The organism is Chromobacterium sp. (assembly GCF_041912965.1).
GTDB classification, from domain to species: Bacteria; Pseudomonadota; Gammaproteobacteria; order Burkholderiales; family Chromobacteriaceae; genus Chromobacterium; species Chromobacterium aquaticum.
In genome coordinates this window covers 34089-48663 of sequence record NZ_JAYSGF010000036.1, presented here as the reverse complement: position 1 = coordinate 48663, position 14575 = coordinate 34089, and the positions used below count along the sequence as shown (strand labels likewise).

At 64.7% G+C, this 14575-nt stretch carries 14 protein-coding genes; 8 read left to right on the top strand and 6 right to left on the bottom strand.

Features of this window, described 5'->3' with window-relative positions; genetic code table 11:
• Positions 1–152 precede the first annotated feature (152 nt).
• From ACE3QM_RS17715 to ACE3QM_RS17700, 4 genes are read right to left on the bottom strand one after another with little or no spacing between them, the layout of a single operon-like run.
• The gene (locus ACE3QM_RS17715; RefSeq protein WP_374423717.1) at positions 153–1229 is read right to left on the bottom strand and encodes a sulfate/molybdate ABC transporter ATP-binding protein; all 1077 of its coding nucleotides are present in this window, start codon (positions 1227–1229) and stop codon (positions 153–155) included.
• A complete protein-coding gene (gene cysW / locus ACE3QM_RS17710; RefSeq protein WP_048408326.1) occupies positions 1226–2122 on the bottom strand; it encodes a sulfate ABC transporter permease subunit CysW in 897 nt (298 codons plus the stop codon). Before cysW ends, ACE3QM_RS17715 begins: the two co-directional genes overlap by 4 nt.
• Before the next feature lies 1 nt (position 2123).
• Positions 2124–2978 (bottom strand): sulfate ABC transporter permease subunit CysT, encoded by an 855-nt coding sequence (gene cysT, locus ACE3QM_RS17705; protein WP_048408327.1) that lies wholly within the window; start codon positions 2976–2978, stop codon positions 2124–2126.
• A 7-nt stretch (positions 2979–2985) separates the two neighbouring features.
• Positions 2986–3978, bottom strand: coding sequence for a sulfate ABC transporter substrate-binding protein (locus ACE3QM_RS17700; RefSeq protein ID WP_048408328.1), 993 nt, complete (start codon positions 3976–3978; stop codon positions 2986–2988).
• Positions 3979–4211: 233 nt separating this feature from the next.
• Between ACE3QM_RS17700 and ACE3QM_RS17695 the strand changes: the two genes are divergently transcribed.
• From ACE3QM_RS17695 to ACE3QM_RS17665, 7 genes are all read left to right on the top strand, one after another.
• Positions 4212–5471, top strand: coding sequence for a glutamate-5-semialdehyde dehydrogenase (locus ACE3QM_RS17695; protein WP_048408329.1), 1260 nt, complete (start codon positions 4212–4214; stop codon positions 5469–5471).
• Positions 5472–5586: 115 nt separating this feature from the next.
• A complete protein-coding gene (locus ACE3QM_RS17690) occupies positions 5587–6063 on the top strand; it encodes a WbuC family cupin fold metalloprotein (RefSeq protein ID WP_374423713.1) in 477 nt (158 codons plus the stop codon).
• Between the two features lie 95 nt (positions 6064–6158).
• Positions 6159–6581 (top strand): DUF2214 family protein, encoded by a 423-nt coding sequence (locus ACE3QM_RS17685; RefSeq protein WP_374423711.1) that lies wholly within the window; start codon positions 6159–6161, stop codon positions 6579–6581.
• Positions 6582–6685: 104 nt separating this feature from the next.
• Complete coding sequence (locus ACE3QM_RS17680) at positions 6686–7069, top strand: hypothetical protein (protein ID WP_048408331.1); 384 nt, start codon at positions 6686–6688, stop codon at positions 7067–7069.
• 423 nt (positions 7070–7492) lie between these two features.
• Complete coding sequence (locus ACE3QM_RS17675) at positions 7493–8884, top strand: DUF2252 domain-containing protein (RefSeq protein WP_231462165.1); 1392 nt, start codon at positions 7493–7495, stop codon at positions 8882–8884.
• Between the two features lie 352 nt (positions 8885–9236).
• Complete coding sequence (locus ACE3QM_RS17670) at positions 9237–10844, top strand: methyl-accepting chemotaxis protein (protein WP_048408333.1); 1608 nt, start codon at positions 9237–9239, stop codon at positions 10842–10844.
• 282 nt (positions 10845–11126) lie between these two features.
• Positions 11127–12476 (top strand): glutamine synthetase family protein, encoded by a 1350-nt coding sequence (locus tag ACE3QM_RS17665; RefSeq protein ID WP_374423708.1) that lies wholly within the window; start codon positions 11127–11129, stop codon positions 12474–12476.
• A gap of 67 nt (positions 12477–12543) precedes the next feature.
• Here ACE3QM_RS17665 and ACE3QM_RS17660 read toward each other — a convergent pair whose 3' ends face one another.
• Complete coding sequence (locus ACE3QM_RS17660; protein ID WP_048408429.1) at positions 12544–12864, bottom strand: hypothetical protein; 321 nt, start codon at positions 12862–12864, stop codon at positions 12544–12546.
• 306 nt (positions 12865–13170) lie between these two features.
• Here ACE3QM_RS17660 and ACE3QM_RS17655 point away from each other — a divergent pair, with 306 nt between their 5' ends.
• Complete coding sequence (locus ACE3QM_RS17655; protein ID WP_374423705.1) at positions 13171–13647, top strand: universal stress protein; 477 nt, start codon at positions 13171–13173, stop codon at positions 13645–13647.
• Between the two features lie 63 nt (positions 13648–13710).
• On the opposite strand, the gene ACE3QM_RS17650 is transcribed toward ACE3QM_RS17655, so the two are convergent.
• Positions 13711–14457 carry a TlyA family RNA methyltransferase gene (locus tag ACE3QM_RS17650; protein WP_374423703.1) on the bottom strand — a complete coding sequence of 249 codons (747 nt, stop codon included), beginning with the start codon at positions 14455–14457 and terminating at the stop codon, positions 13711–13713.
• Positions 14458–14575 lie beyond the last annotated feature (118 nt).

The window sequence follows — 14575 nt, the reverse complement described above, 5'->3', positions numbered from 1 at the left end:
GCTCGGTTTCAACGCCGTATCGCCGACGCGCAGCAGATCGTAAACAGGTTCTTAGCAAAGGCCATAAAAAAACACCGTTCCCCCTTATCGGGACGAACGGTGCTTTTCTCTTTCCAACGAAACGGACTCAGCGCCAACGCTGGCCGCAACACTCAAATCACGTAATCCTGACCTTCCGGCTTGGCAAACACCGACAACTTCTTCGGCGTCACATACAGGCTGTCGCCAGGCACTACCGCCAACTCGCGGTAACGCTCCTTGCTCACCGCCGCCTCAATGCTCCGGCCGTCGGCCTGCACCAGCTCCACCCGCACGATGGGCCCCACCGCGTGGATATGCTCCACCCTGCCCTGCGCCAGCGCGCCGTCGGCCTGACGCGACAGGTCCAGATCATGCGGGCGCACATAGGCCACCGCCTCGTCGCCGCTGGCCAGGCTCAGCCCTTCCAGCGCATGGGCGTAGCCGCCGATCTGCAGCTGACCGCGCTCGATGCGGCCGTGGAACAAATTCACATCGCCCAGGAACTGGGTGACGAAGGGCGTGGCCGGGTTTTCGTAGATATCGTCCGGGCGGCCCACTTGCTCGATGTGGCCGTGGTCCATCACCACCACCCGGTCCGACACTTCCAGCGCTTCTTCCTGATCGTGGGTGACGAACACGCTGGTGATGTGCATATCGTTGTGCAGATCGCGCAGCCAGCGGCGCAGGTCCTTGCGCACCTTGGCGTCCAGCGCGCCGAAGGGTTCGTCCAGCAACAGCACCTTGGGCTCCACCGCCAGCGAGCGCGCCAGCGCGATGCGCTGACGCTGGCCGCCGGACAGCTGGCCGGGATAGGCGTCCGCCAGCCAGTCCAGCTGCACCATTTTCAGCAGCTGCATCACTTTGTCGCGGATCTCGTCCTTGCCGGGCCGGCTCTTGCGCGGCTTGACGCTGAGGCCGAAGGCCACGTTGTCGAACACCGTCATGTGACGGAACAGCGCGTAATGCTGGAACACGAAGCCCACTTCGCGCTCGGCCACATGGGTGTGGGTGGCGTCGGCGCCGGAAAACAGCACTTGCCCGGCATCCGGCCGTTCCAGGCCGGCGATGATGCGCAGCAAGGTGGTCTTGCCGCAGCCGGACGGCCCCAGCAGCGCCAGCAGTTCGCCGGCTTCCACGTTGAGGCTGACATTGTCCAGCGCGACGAAGTCGCCGAACTGTTTGCGGATATTGCGGATTTCTATGCTCATGCGGGCTGGTCCTTGGCTATGGCGCGGCCGGCGGCGGCCAGGCGAGCGGCCGCGCTGCGTTCCGCGGCGGCGTCGCTCTGTCGCGCCATCCGCCACTCCACCAGGCTCTTGACGCCCAGGGTGACCAGGGCGAGGAAGGCCAAGAGCGAAGCGCAGGCGAAGGCGCCGACGAAGTTGTACTCGTTGTACAGGATTTCCACATGCAGCGGAATGGTATTGGTCTGGCCGCGGATATGGCCGGACACCACGCTGACCGCGCCGAATTCCCCCATCGCGCGGGCATTGGTCAGAATCACGCCGTAGAGCAGGCCCCATTTGACATTGGGCAGGGTCACGCGCCAGAAGGTCTGCCAGCCGGAGGCGCCCAGAACCAGCGCCGCCTGCTCCTCGTCCGCGCCCTGGGCCTGCATCAGCGGGATCAGTTCGCGGGCCACGAAGGGGAAGGTGACGAAGACGGTGGCCAGCACGATGCCGGGCACGGCGAAGATCACTTGCAGGCCGTGCTGCTGCAACCAGCCGCCCAGCGCGGTGTTGACGCCGAACAAAAGCACGTACATCAGGCCGGCCACCACCGGCGACACCGCGAACGGCAGGTCGATCAGCGTGGTCAGGAAGCTCTTGCCGCGGAATTCGAAACGGGCGATGGCCCAGGCCGCCGCCACGCCGAACACCAGGTTCAGCGGCACGGCGATGACGGCGGCGGTCAGCGTCAGCTTGATCGCCGCCCAGGCGTCCGGCTCCACCAGCGCGGCCAGGTACAAGTCCCAGCCCTTGCGGAAGGCTTCCCAGAACACCGCCAGCAGCGGCACCAGCAGGAACAGGAACAGGAAGGCCAGTGCCAGGCCGGTCAGCAGATAGCGCACCGTGCGCGATTCAGTGGTCAGGCTTTGCATGTTATTTACCCGCGCCGTGGCGGCGCGCGGCCCACCATTGGATGAGGTTGATGGCGAACAGGAACAGGAAGGAGATGGCCAGCATCACCAGCGCCACCGCCACCGCGCCGTTCTGGTCGAACTGGTCCAGCTTGGCGGCGATGATCAGCGGGGCGATCTCCGACACCATCGGGATATTGCCGGCGATGAAGATCACCGAGCCGTATTCGCCGGTGGCGCGGGCGAAGGCCATCGCGCCGCCGGTGATCAAGGCCGGCAGCGCCGCCGGGAAGATCACGCGCCGGAAAATGTCCCAGCGCCCGGCGCCCAGGCAGGTGGCGGCTTCTTCCAGCTCGCGCTCCAGGTCTTCCAGCACCGGCTGCACCGTGCGCACCACGAAGGGCAGGCCGATGAAGGTCAGCGCCACGATGATGCCCAGCGGGGTGAACGACACTTTGAGGCCCAGCGGCTCCAGGTATTGGCCTATCCAGCCATTGGGCGCGTACAGCGTGGTCAGCGCGATGCCTGCCACCGCGGTGGGCAGCGCGAACGGCAGGTCCACCAGCGCGTCTATCAGCCGCTTGCCGGGAAAGCGGTAGCGCACCAGCACCCAGGCCACCAGGAAACCGAACAGCAGATTGATCAGCGCGGCGATGCCGGCGGAAACGAAGGACAGGCGGATGGCGGCGGCCACGCGCTCATGGGCCACCGCGTCGACGAAGGCCGCCCAGCCCATGCCGTGCGCCGACCACAGCAGCGCGGCGAAGGGCAGCAGCACGATCAGGCCCAGCCAGAACAAGGTGATGCCGAAGGACAGGCCGAAGCCGGGCAGCACCGAGTGGCGCTTATTGATCAGATTGAAGCCGCTGGCCGCCATCACGCGCTCATTTCTTGCTGAAGATCTGGTCGAAGCTGCCGCCGTCGGCGAAGTGCTTCTGATTGACCGCGGCCCAGGAGCCGAACACGCTGGCCACGGTGAAGGTTTTCACCGCCGGGAAGCGGGCGGCGAACTGCTTGGCCACCGCCGGATCTTGCGGACGCAGGTAGTTGTCGGCGGCCAGCTTCTGGCCTTCCGGGCTCCACAGGTATTGCAGATAGGCTTCCGCCTGCTTGCGGCTGCCCTTGCGGTCCACCACCTTGTCCACCACCGACACCGGGTTCTCGGCCAGCACCGACACGCTGGGGTAAACCACTTCGAAGCCGCCGCGGCCGAATTCGCGGGCGATCATTTCCGCCTCGTTCTCGAAGGTCACCAGCACGTCGCCGATCTGGCGCTGCATGAAGGTGGTGGTGGCGGCGCGGCCGCCGCCGTCCAGCACCGGCACGTTCTTGAAGATCTTGCCCACCAGCTCGCGGGCCTTGGCTTCGTTGCCGCCCGGCTGTTTCAACGCATAGCCCCAGGCCGCCAGATAGCTGTAGCGGCCGTTGCCGGAAGTCTTGGGATTGGGGATCACCACTTTCAAGCCCGGCTTGGCCAGGTCGCTCCAGTCGCGCACTTGCTGCGGATTGCCCTTGCGCACCAGGAACACGATGGTGGAGGTGAACGGCACCGCGTGGTTGGGCAGGCGGCTGGCCCAGTTGGCCGGCACCAGGCCCTTGCTCGCCAGCAGGTCGATATCGGTGGCCTGGTTCATGGTGATCACGTCGGCGGCCAGGCCGTTGGCCACCGCCAGCGCCTGCTTGCTGGAGCCGCCATGCGACTGTTGCAGGGTGACGGTTTCGCCGGTCTTGGCCTTATAGGCTTTCTGGAAGGCCGGGTTGTAGTCCTTGTAGAAGTCGCGCATCACGTCATAGGACACATTGAGCAGGGTGGCATCGGCCAGCGCGGAGCCGGACGCGGCCAGCAGCAGGGCGGCCAGGGCGAGACGGAGCTTCATGGACAGACCTTTTCTTAATGGATGATCGGCGATGTTCCCGACTATACCCAAGGACTGTTATATCCATAAATAATATTGTGAAATACCCTTATCCCTCAATCATCTAATAAAACCGCCTTATTCCCCGCGCATCCGCGCGCTCCCCGGCGCCATGCGCTCCATGCTGGCTCCCCTTCCCGCTTTGGTTTACTCTCAGAGTCAACTCTCTATTCTGGCTCTTGGAAGTTTCCACGATGAACGTCAAAGACTATATGCAACAGGCGGGCAAGGCCGCCCGCAAGGCCAGCCGCGAGCTGGCCCGCGCCGATACCGCGCAGAAGAACCGCGCGCTGCTGGCGATGGCGGACGCCATCCTGCGCGAGCAGGCGCAGCTGCTGGCCGCCAACGCCCAGGACATGGAAGCGGCGCGCAAGGCCGGCCTGGAGCCGGCGCTGCTGGACCGGCTGGCGCTGAACGAAAAAACCATCGCCGGCATGGCCGAAGGCCTGCGCCAGATCGCCGCGCTGCCGGACCCGGTGGGCGAGGTCAGCGAAATGGCCTATCGCCCGTCCGGCATTCAGTTGGGCAAGATGCGGGTACCGCTGGGCGTGGTGGGCATCATTTACGAGGCGCGGCCCAATGTCACCGCCGACGCCGCCGGCCTGTGCCTGAAATCCGGCAACGCCGCGCTGCTGCGCGGCGGCTCCGAGGCCTTCCACAGCAATCAGGCCATCGCCGCCTGCGTGCACGAGGGCTTGCGCGAAGCCGGCCTGCCGCCGGAGGCGGTGCAGGTGCTGGCCACCACCGACCGCGCCGCGGTGGGCGAGCTGATCACCATGCCGCAATACGTGGACGTGATCGTGCCGCGCGGCGGCAAGGGCCTGATCGCCCGCATCAGCGCCGAGGCGCGGGTGCCGGTGATCAAGCATCTGGACGGCAACTGCCATGTCTACATCGACGATACCGCCAGCCCGGACAAGGCTTTCGACATCGCCTTGAACGCCAAGACCCACCGCTACGGCACGTGCAACACCATGGAAACCCTGCTGGTGCACACCGCCTTCGCGGAATTCATCCTGCCGCGCCTGGCCGAGGCTTATTGGGAAAAAGGCGTGGAACTGCGCGGCTGCGAGCGCACCCGCGCCATCCTGGGCGACAAGGTATGGCCGGCCAGCGATGAGGACTGGGCCAGCGAATACCTGGCGCCCATCCTGGCCGTCAAGGTGGTCAAGGACCTGGACGACGCCATCGAGCACATCAATCACTGGGGCAGCCACCACACCGACGCCATCGTGTCCGAGGACTACGGCCGCACCCGCCGCTTCCTGCGCGAGGTGGATTCCGCCAGCGTGATGGTCAACGCCTCCACCCGCTTCGCCGACGGTTTCGAATACGGCCTGGGCGCGGAAATCGGCATTTCCACCGACAAGATCCACGCGCGCGGCCCGGTGGGCCTGACCGGCCTGACCAGCCAGAAGTGGATCGTGCTGGGCGACGGCCAGATCCGCTCCTGATCCCCCCGCATCGAAGGCCGCTTGCTTGACCGGCTTTCGCTACGCCGCCGGCCTCGCTGCCGGCGGCGTTTTCATTGATAATCCGCGCTATCACATCTTTCTCATGGCAACCCCGATGCTGACCCTGAAGCAACAAGACCTGGCCGAATTGTCGGCCAAAGCCGCCTGTGCGCCGCGCTTGCGCGCCAACCATAACTTCCACCAGCAACTGGAAGACCCGATCCAGCGCCTGGCCATCGCCATGGAGCCGGACACCTATGTCCGTCCGCACCGCCACGACCACAGCTGGGAGATGCTGATCGCCCTCAGCGGCGCCTTCGAGGTGATCGTGTTCGACGAGGCCGGCGTGGTGCAAAGCCGCCACCGCCTGGGCGAAGACGGCGCCAAGGTGTTCGAAATGCCGGCCAATACCTGGCACTCGGTGGTGTCCTTGCTGCCGGGCAGCGTGGTGTTCGAAGTCAAGCACGGCCCCTACCTGCCCTTGCAGCCACAGAACCAGGCGGCCTGGTCGCCGGCGGAAGGCGCGGAGCAGGTGCCTGCAATGCTGGATTTCCTGCGCCGCGCCCAGCCAGGCCAGCGCTTCGGCGACTGAGCCCGCGCGCGCTCAAGCGGCCGACCGAATAAGCTTGCCAGCCGCTGCGCCCCTGTTTACCGTGTAGGGCATCTCTTGGGGGCGGGAGGCAAACCATGTTTTGGCATTGGCTGCTGGCAAGCTTGCATCTACTGGCGCTGGGCGCCGGCCTGGCCGCGCTCTGGAGCCGCGCCGGCCTGCTGCGCCAGCAGCAGTTCCCCAACCAGACCCCGCAATTGTTCCGCAGCCATCGCTGGTGGCTGCTGGCGCTGGCGCTGTGGACCGTCAGCGGCCTCGGCCTGCTGTCGCTGGACCCCGCCCGCCTGCAACAACCGCTGTTCCTGCTCAAACTGCTGACCCTGGCGCCGCTGCTGCTGCTGGAGATTCGCGCCTCGCGCGGCCTGCTGCGCTGGCAAAGCCAGCTGCGTATCCAGCGCAGCCTGGAACTGCGCGGTGCCGACTCGCTGGCGCGCAGCAGTTATTGGCAAATCTGGCTGCTGCTCGCCATCGTCGGCGAATCCGTGGCGCTGCACGGCTGAGCCGCTGTCTCAAACTCCTTAACACCTGCAACTGGCCTGACTAGAACTTGCGCGCGGCACCGCGTTTCCAAGCTTGGTACCGTAGTCCTTCCCGCAAGAAAGCCATGCCCAATCTGATCGAACACTGCAAATCCCTATTACTCCAAGCCACGCTGGGCGTCGCACTGAGTTGCGCCGTGATGCCGGCCCTCGCCAGTCTGAACGACCCCGTCGCCACGCTGAAATCCAAGGCCGAGCCGCCAGCGGTGGCGCGCTGCCTGGAGGACAGCATGCGTAAACTGCGCATTCCCAGCGAATACATCGAGCGCGAGCGTGGCGCCAACGGTGGCGAAGTCGTGCGTCTGACCAACCCCGCCACCAATAAGGACGGCCTGGAAATCAAGATCAAACCGGATGGCGACGCCAGCAAACTGACGGTGAACACCCATGGCCTCAGCTATAGCAAGGCTTGGCGTAAATTGGTCAATAGCTGCGCCCAATCCGGCTAAGAGCCTGTTTACGATCTCGCGAGCTAAGGCGAGACAAGGCGAAAATGGCTGAGAAAGCGGAATGTACAAGCGGTACATGAGCATTTCGAAGACGTTTTCAACGCCGTATCGCCGACGCGCAGCAGATCGTAAACAGGTTCTAAGCCCCCGCGCTGTGGATAGCGCTGGCGGCCAGGCCAGTGCTTGTGGATGTTGTGGACAGTCTGTGCACAAAGCTGTGGATAAATGACGTAAATAGCGAAAAACCGCCTGTCACGCCAAGGACTAGCCTCCGAAGCGCCCTGTGCATAACTTAAATGGACCTGCCCTGCTTGTGTGCAATGTGGATGAACAGGGGACAACTCTGTGGATAAGCACGAGTTCCATGACAAATCCGCCGCAGCGGTTAAACTGGACAAAAAACCTCTGTCGCCAGGAGTCCGCATGGCCAATTACCACCCCAAGTATGAACTGCACTACGCCGCCGGCAAGGCGCTGCGCCAGGCCTGCTCCCGCACCCTGCAAGCGGAAAACCGTCTCAGCGCGCCGCGCGACGTGGTCGCGATGGTGGAGCAGACCTCGCAAGGCCGCGTGCCCGGCCTGATTCCGCTGCGCTATAGCCGGATGCAGGTGTCGCCGTTTACTTTCTTCCGCGGCTTCGCGATGATCCAAGCCGCCGATCTGGCCGCCAATCCCAGCAGCGGCCTGAACTTGCAGATCTGCGGCGACGCCCATCTGATGAACTACGGCTTCTTCGCCTCGCCGGAGCGGCAGCTGATCTTCGACATCAACGACTTCGACGAAACCCACCACGGCCCGTGGGAATGGGATTTGAAGCGGCTGGCCGTCAGCCTGGTGCTGGCCGCGCGCGGCCAGGGCTTCAGCGAAAGCCAGGCCCGGGACATGGTGTGCCGCGCCAGCGAGGTCTACCGCCGCCGTGTCAACGAGTACGCGCGCATGGGACAGCTGGAGCTGTGGTACACCAAGGTGGGCTTCGAGCAATTGCTGGAACGCGCGCCCACCGACGCCATTCGCCAGCAAATGCTCAAGCTGTCGGACAAGGCCAGGCATCAGACCCAGGAAAAACTGCTGCCCAAGATGACTGAGCTGGAAGACGGCACGCTGCGGCTGCGCGACAACCCGCCGGTGATCTTCCATCTGCACGACAAGAACACGCTGCTGGACAACGACGACAGCTGGCTGTCCACCAGCGATGCCGAGGCCCTGGTCAAGCCGATGCTGGACAACTACATCACCACCTTGAAAGAAGACCGCCGCCAGTTGCTGGAGCGCTTCCGGTTGGTGGATTGCGCGTTCAAGGTGGTGGGCGTGGGCAGCGTGGGCACCCGCTGTCTGGTGATGCTGTTGCAAGACAATTTCGACCAGCCGCTGTTCCTGCAATTGAAAGAAGCACGGCCCTCGGTGCTGGAGCCCTACACCCAGGCCTGCGTGCACGGCCATCAGGGCAAGCGCGTGGTGTTCGGCCAGCGCCTGATGCAGGCGGCCAGCGATTTGTTCCTGGGTTGGACCACCGGCCCCGCCGGCCGCCATTTCTATGTGCGCCAGTTGCGCGACATGAAAGCGGCACCGTCGCTGGAGGCCTTCACCGCGCCGGAGGCGCTGACCGCTTACGGCCAGGCCTGCGCCTGGGCGCTGGCGCGCGCGCACTCCAAATCCGGCGGCCAAGCCGCCAAACTGGCCGGCTATGTCGGCGACAGCGACAAGCTGGACCAAGCCATCGCCAGCTACGCGCTGGCCTACGCCGACCAGGTGGAAGCGGATTACCAGGTATTCAAGGCCGCCATCGCCAGCGGCCGCCTGCAGGCCCACGACTAAGAACGTGTTTACGCTCTCGCGAGCCAAGGCGAGACAAGGCGAAAACAGCTGAAGAAGCGGAGTGTACAAATGGTACTGAGCATTCTGAAGGTGCTTTCAACGCCGTATCGCCGACACGCGGCTGATCATAAACAGGTTTAAGCCCAAACCCTCGCAAGCGCGCCGCCAGCCCCCCGCTGGCGGCGCGCTTTATTTCGTATTAATACCAATTAATACCAAACCCTTGATCTTGTTGCTTGTAATGTCATAAAACCATACTAGAACAGGCGATAATGCCGGTCCTCTATTTGCCGCCGGCAAAAGCAGGGCCTATAGCCCAAAATTACACATCCACCTTCGAAAAGCGAACATCATGCGGGTCAATACCAGACTGTTCATCATCATGGCGGCCAGCCTGCTGGCCTTGCTCAGCATCGCGACCGTGGCGCTGCTGTCCACCCGCGCCACCCTGGGCCAGGAAAAGCGCGAGCAAATCACCCACCTGCTACGCATGGCCGAAGGCACCATGAGCCACTTCCAGAAACTGGAGGAAAAAGGGCTGCCGCGCGCGGAGGCCCAGAAACAGGCCATCGCCGCCCTCAATGCGCTCAAGGTGGACGATATCTATTTCTTCGGCCGCAATCCGCAGAACGTGGTGATGTTCCACCCAAGCAAGGACCGGGTGGGCAAGGTGGACATGGGCAGCACGCTGCCGGACGGCCGCACCACGGTGGCGGTGTATGAAGAAGCGCTGCAGAAGGACCATTACGGCCTGGTGACGATCCAGACCTCGCGCAAGGGCAGCAAGGAAGAGTTTCCCAAGCTCAACGGCGTGGTGCGCTTCGAGCCCTGGGGCTGGATGGTGGGCACCGGCATCTTCATCGATGACATCGACCAGTTGTTCTGGAGCCAGGCGCGCACGCTGCTGATCATCGCCGTCATCGGCATGATCACGCTGGCGGCGCTGATCTTCCTGGTGTCGCGCAGCATCATGCAATCGCTGGGCGGCGATCCCAATTACGCGGCGCAAGTGGTCAAGGCCATCGCCGACGGCGATCTGGGCACCGACATCGCGGTGCAGGGCCCGCCGCACAGCCTGCTGGCGGCGATGCGTGAGATGCAGTTGAAGCTGCGCCAGATGATAGAGGAAATCCGCCTGGCCGCCTCCAACATCAACCAGGCCAGCCGTCAGCTTTCCAGCGATATGGACAAGGTGCACGACGTGTCCGGCGTCGCCAGCTCTTCCACCAGTTCCGCCGCCGCCGCCATCGAGCAGCTGTCGGTGAGCATCGATCACGTCACCGCCAGCGCCCGCGACACCGAATCCGGCTCGCGCGACACCGTGGAGCTGGCGCGCCAGGGCGAGGCGCTGGCCGCTCAGGCGGCCGACGGCATCCGCAATATCGCCGGCCAGGTGCATAACGCCAGCGATATGGTGGGCAAGCTGGCTGAACGCACGCGCAATATCAGCGGCATCGCCGAAACCATACGCGACATCGCCAACCAGACCAATCTGCTGGCGCTGAACGCGGCGATCGAGGCGGCGCGCGCCGGCGAGATGGGCCGCGGCTTCGCGGTGGTGGCCGACGAAGTGCGCAAGCTGGCGGAACGCACCGCCACCGCCACCGATGAGATTTCCACCATCGTGCAGGCGGTGGTCAGCGAAACCGGCAGCGTGTCCAGCCAGATGGACGACATCCGCCCGGCGGTGGAAGGCGGCGTCGAACAGGTGCAGCAGGCGGCCCAGACGCTGGACGCCATCAGCAAACAGGCCAGCCAGGCGCTGGAACATGTGCACAATGTGGTGGTGGCGATGGGCGAGCAGAGCCAGGCCGGCACCAATATCGCCGGCAACGTCGAGCAAGTGGCCGGCGTGGTGGAAGAAACCCAGAACTCGGTCAGCAACGCGGTGCAAGCGGTGCGCGCCATCGACCAGCAGGCCGATACCCTGCAGCAGACCGTGGGCCGTTTCCGCCTATAAACGTTCTCCCGCCTCGCATCCCCAAGCCCCGGTCCGCCGGGGCTTTTTGCTGCGCCAAGAGCGTGTTTACGATCTCGCGCGCTTGGGCGCGACTAGGCGTTGCGGCGGGGAAAACCGAGCGCGCGCACCGCAGCTGAGCATCTCGAACGCCGGGCTTGCTCTCCCGCCCCTCCCTGATGGCATAATGGCCGCAGAGCAAACGCTCCAAAAAATAAAACAAAGCCACGGACAGACAGACCCAAACATGCAAACAATAATGCGCAAGCGCATCGGGAGAGACTCATGTCCCAGGCCACCATCCCGGCGGAACTCGCCGAATGGCTGATCCAGCAGAATGTTCGTGACGTAGAACTGGCGTTCGCCGACGTGCACGGTTTTGCCCGCGGCAAGACCCTGCCGGCCAAGGCCTTCATCAAGGGGCAGCCGCTGCGCATCGCGCGCGCGGTGCCCATCCAAAGCTGCGTTGGAGAATTCCCGGACTACCGCTACTACGGCGAGCACGATCCGGACGTGACCCTGGTCCCCGACTTCGCCACCCTGCGCCAGGTGCCGTGGGCCACCACGCCGCGCGCCAGCGTGATCTGCGATTGCGTGGACCACGACGGCAGCCTGGCGCCGCTGGCGCCGCGCTCGGCCCTCAAAGCGGTGCTGGCGCGCTACGCCGCGCGCGGCTGGACGCCGGTGGTGGCGCCGGAGCTGGAGTTCTACATCTTCGCCGCCCACGGCGACCCGCAACAGCCGTTTCAGCCGCCGACGCTGCGCAGCGGCCGCCGCGAGGCCGGCTTCGACTCCTTCAGCTTTTCCTCGCTCAACGATCTGGAAGCCTATTTCGACGACCTGTACCGCGCCTGCGAAATGCTGGGCATCGCCACCGATACCTTTGTCCACGAGATGGGCCCCAGCCAGTTCGAGATCAACCTCAAGCACGGCGATGCGCTGGCGCTGGCCGACCAGACCTTTCTGTTCAAGACCGCGCTCAAGGAAATAGGCAACCGCCACGGCCTCAGCGTGGTGTGCATGGCCAAGCCGCTGCCGGGTCAGCCAGGCAGCTCGATGCATTTGCACCAGAGCGTGGTGGACTCGCACGGCGACAATGTGTTCAGCCGCGCCGACGGCGAGGCATCCGAAGAGTTTCACGGCTTCATCGCCGGCCTGCAGCGCTATCTGCCGGAACTGATGCCGCTATTCTGCCCCAGCCCCAATTCCTACCGCCGCTTCGTCAAGGGCATGGCCGCGCCGGTCAATCTGAGCTGGGGTCTGGATAACCGTTCGGTGGGCCTGCGGGTGCCGGTGTCCGGTCCGGAAGGGCGCCGCGTGGAAAACCGGCTGCCCGGCTGCGACGCCAATCCCTATCTGTCGCTGGCCGCCAGCCTGGGCGCCGGCCTGCTCGGCATGGAAGGCCGGCTGCGGCCCAGCGAGCCCGCCTGCGGCAATGTGTTCAAGAGCGAGCGCGCCAGCCTGCCGAGCACGCTGGACGCCGCCTGCGAGGCGATGGCCGCCGGCGAAGCCGCCAAGCAGTTGTTCGGCGCCGAATTCAGCGCCGCCTATCTGGCGGTGAAGGAGGTGGAGCTGACTCACTACCATAGCCAGATTACGCCGTGGGAGCGTCAATACCTGGGCCTGCTGGCCTGAAAACCCGTTGACCAATGCCAACAGGCCCGCTGACGCGGGCCTGTTTGATTGCCTCGCGCCAAGCGCCTCAGTTGCGGCTCAGCAGCAGCCGCCGCGCCAGCAACTCTATCGCTTCTTCGCGGCTGACCGGCACGCTACCGCGGTATTGTTCCGCCACGATCCACTTCTCCACCGCGGCGCGGTCGCCGCGCGCGGCTTTCAGCAAGACCCCGAACGCCACCCCGGTGGTGTGCTCGGGCGGCTCCACGCTGCGGATCTGGGTGTTCAGCGCATACACCTTGTCCTCGGCGCGCGCGCGTTTTTCCGGACGCGGTCCGCGGCGCGAATACAGCACCCAGGCCAGCAAAGCCAGCAGACAGCCGCCGATGATCAATAGAAATACCGCCATTCCCATCAAACCTTTAATCAGATAATCGAATTGTAAAACGCCGTCCCGCCCCATCGTCAACGGCCGCGCGCCAAGCGGCGGCGCGGCTGGGACCGCGGCTTGCTTCAAGTCAAACCCCAACCAGGCAAACTTGGCCTATATCGCCGGCCGCGATATGCTGTCCCAATAAGAGCGGCTAACCAAGCCCTGATGCTGCGTTGCGCCGGCTTGCCGCACTCGAGTGCTGCCTGCGTCGGAGCGCCTTGCCTGAGGTTTTGTTAGCGGCGCCAAGCCCCATCGTCTCACTGCCACAAAGGACATAAGAACATGTACCAACACATCATCGCCGCGCTGGACGGCAGCAGCAATTCCGATAAGGCGCTACAAGAAGCCATCCGCATCGCCAAGTTCTGCAAAGCCAGCCTGACCCTGTTCCATATCGCCAGCCTGCGCGACCTGGCGGTGGAAGGCGTCGGCCTGCTCGGCACCCATGAGCTGCACGACCAAGCCTTCCGCGACGGCAACCGTGTGCTGGAGCAGGCGCGCAAGCAAGCGGTCGAAGCCGGCGTCGCCCAAGTGCAGATCCACATGGCGGAAAGCTGGGACGGCGGCACCGATATGGCGGAACTGCTGGTGCGCTACGCTGACAGCCACCAGGCCGGCTTGATCGTGCTCGGCACCCATGGCCGCAGCGGCATCGCGCATCTGCTGTTGGGCAGCTTCGCCCAGAACCTGCTGCGCCGCGCCAACTGTCCGGTGATGGTGTTGCGCAGCGAGCAGAGCGAATTCGGCCAAGTCGAATGATAGACGCCGCGCGCGGGTTTGGCGATGCCCTTGTCATCCGACATCGCCCCGCGCCGGCAGGTATCAGCGCTTGAGCGCGTAGACGAAAAATTCGCGGTTGCCGTCGCCGCCGGTGATCGGGCTGTCAAACCACTTCAGCACTTCGAAGCCCTGTTCCCCCACCGCTTGGCGGATCTTGTCCTGCACCCGCGGGTACAAGCTCTCGTCACGGACGATGCCGCCCTTGGCCAAGCCCTCGCGGCCCACTTCGAACTGCGGCTTCACCAGGCTGAGCAAATGCCCGCCCGGGCGGATCAGCGGCAAGGCCGATGGCAGTACCAGGGTCAGCGAGATGAAGGACACATCGCACACCATCAGATCGAAGGGCAGGCCGTCGTTGGCCGCCAGCAAGGCGGCATGGTCCAGCGCCCTGGCGTTCACCCCTTCGAAATAGCGTATCCGCTCATCGGCGCGCAGCCGCGCATGCAATTGATCGTGGCCGACATCCACGCCCACCACCCGCTGCGCGCCCTGCTGCAACAAGCAATCACTGAAACCGCCGGTGGACTGGCCCACGTCCAGCGCCAGCGCGCCGCGCGGGTTGAAACCGGAAACCTCCAGCGCGCCCAGCATCTTCAAGCCACCGCGCGACACGAAGCGGTCGGCCGGGTCGGCGGCGATGTCGAAACGGCTGTCCGGCGCGCACTTCTGGCTGGGCTTGCTCACCGGCGCGCCATCGCAACGGACCCGTCCGGCGGCGATCAGATTCTGCGCCGCCGTGCGCGACGCCGCCAGCCCCAGTTCCACCAGCAATACATCCACTCGCGTCATCGCTCCCTCCCACGCAAAGCCAAAAACCGCACAGACTGGCAAGCGCTCCGCCCGCTGTCAAGCCGTGGCCATGATCTCACCGTGCGGTCATGGCGCCAACCGCGCTAGAATCGCTACA

Coding starts and splice junctions, on each gene's coding strand:
- ACE3QM_RS17715 (WP_374423717.1), bottom strand. CDS start 1,229: ATGAGCATAGAAATCCGCAATATCCGCAAACAGTTCGGCGACTTCGTC.
- cysW (WP_048408326.1), bottom strand. CDS start 2,122: ATGCAAAGCCTGACCACTGAATCGCGCACGGTGCGCTATCTGCTGACC.
- cysT (WP_048408327.1), bottom strand. CDS start 2,978: ATGGCGGCCAGCGGCTTCAATCTGATCAATAAGCGCCACTCGGTGCTG.
- ACE3QM_RS17700 (WP_048408328.1), bottom strand. CDS start 3,978: ATGAAGCTCCGTCTCGCCCTGGCCGCCCTGCTGCTGGCCGCGTCCGGC.
- ACE3QM_RS17695 (WP_048408329.1), top strand. CDS start 4,212: ATGAACGTCAAAGACTATATGCAACAGGCGGGCAAGGCCGCCCGCAAG.
- ACE3QM_RS17690 (WP_374423713.1), top strand. CDS start 5,587: ATGCTGACCCTGAAGCAACAAGACCTGGCCGAATTGTCGGCCAAAGCC.
- ACE3QM_RS17685 (WP_374423711.1), top strand. CDS start 6,159: ATGTTTTGGCATTGGCTGCTGGCAAGCTTGCATCTACTGGCGCTGGGC.
- ACE3QM_RS17680 (WP_048408331.1), top strand. CDS start 6,686: ATGCCCAATCTGATCGAACACTGCAAATCCCTATTACTCCAAGCCACG.
- ACE3QM_RS17675 (WP_231462165.1), top strand. CDS start 7,493: ATGGCCAATTACCACCCCAAGTATGAACTGCACTACGCCGCCGGCAAG.
- ACE3QM_RS17670 (WP_048408333.1), top strand. CDS start 9,237: ATGCGGGTCAATACCAGACTGTTCATCATCATGGCGGCCAGCCTGCTG.
- ACE3QM_RS17665 (WP_374423708.1), top strand. CDS start 11,127: ATGTCCCAGGCCACCATCCCGGCGGAACTCGCCGAATGGCTGATCCAG.
- ACE3QM_RS17660 (WP_048408429.1), bottom strand. CDS start 12,864: ATGGCGGTATTTCTATTGATCATCGGCGGCTGTCTGCTGGCTTTGCTG.
- ACE3QM_RS17655 (WP_374423705.1), top strand. CDS start 13,171: ATGTACCAACACATCATCGCCGCGCTGGACGGCAGCAGCAATTCCGAT.
- ACE3QM_RS17650 (WP_374423703.1), bottom strand. CDS start 14,457: ATGACGCGAGTGGATGTATTGCTGGTGGAACTGGGGCTGGCGGCGTCG.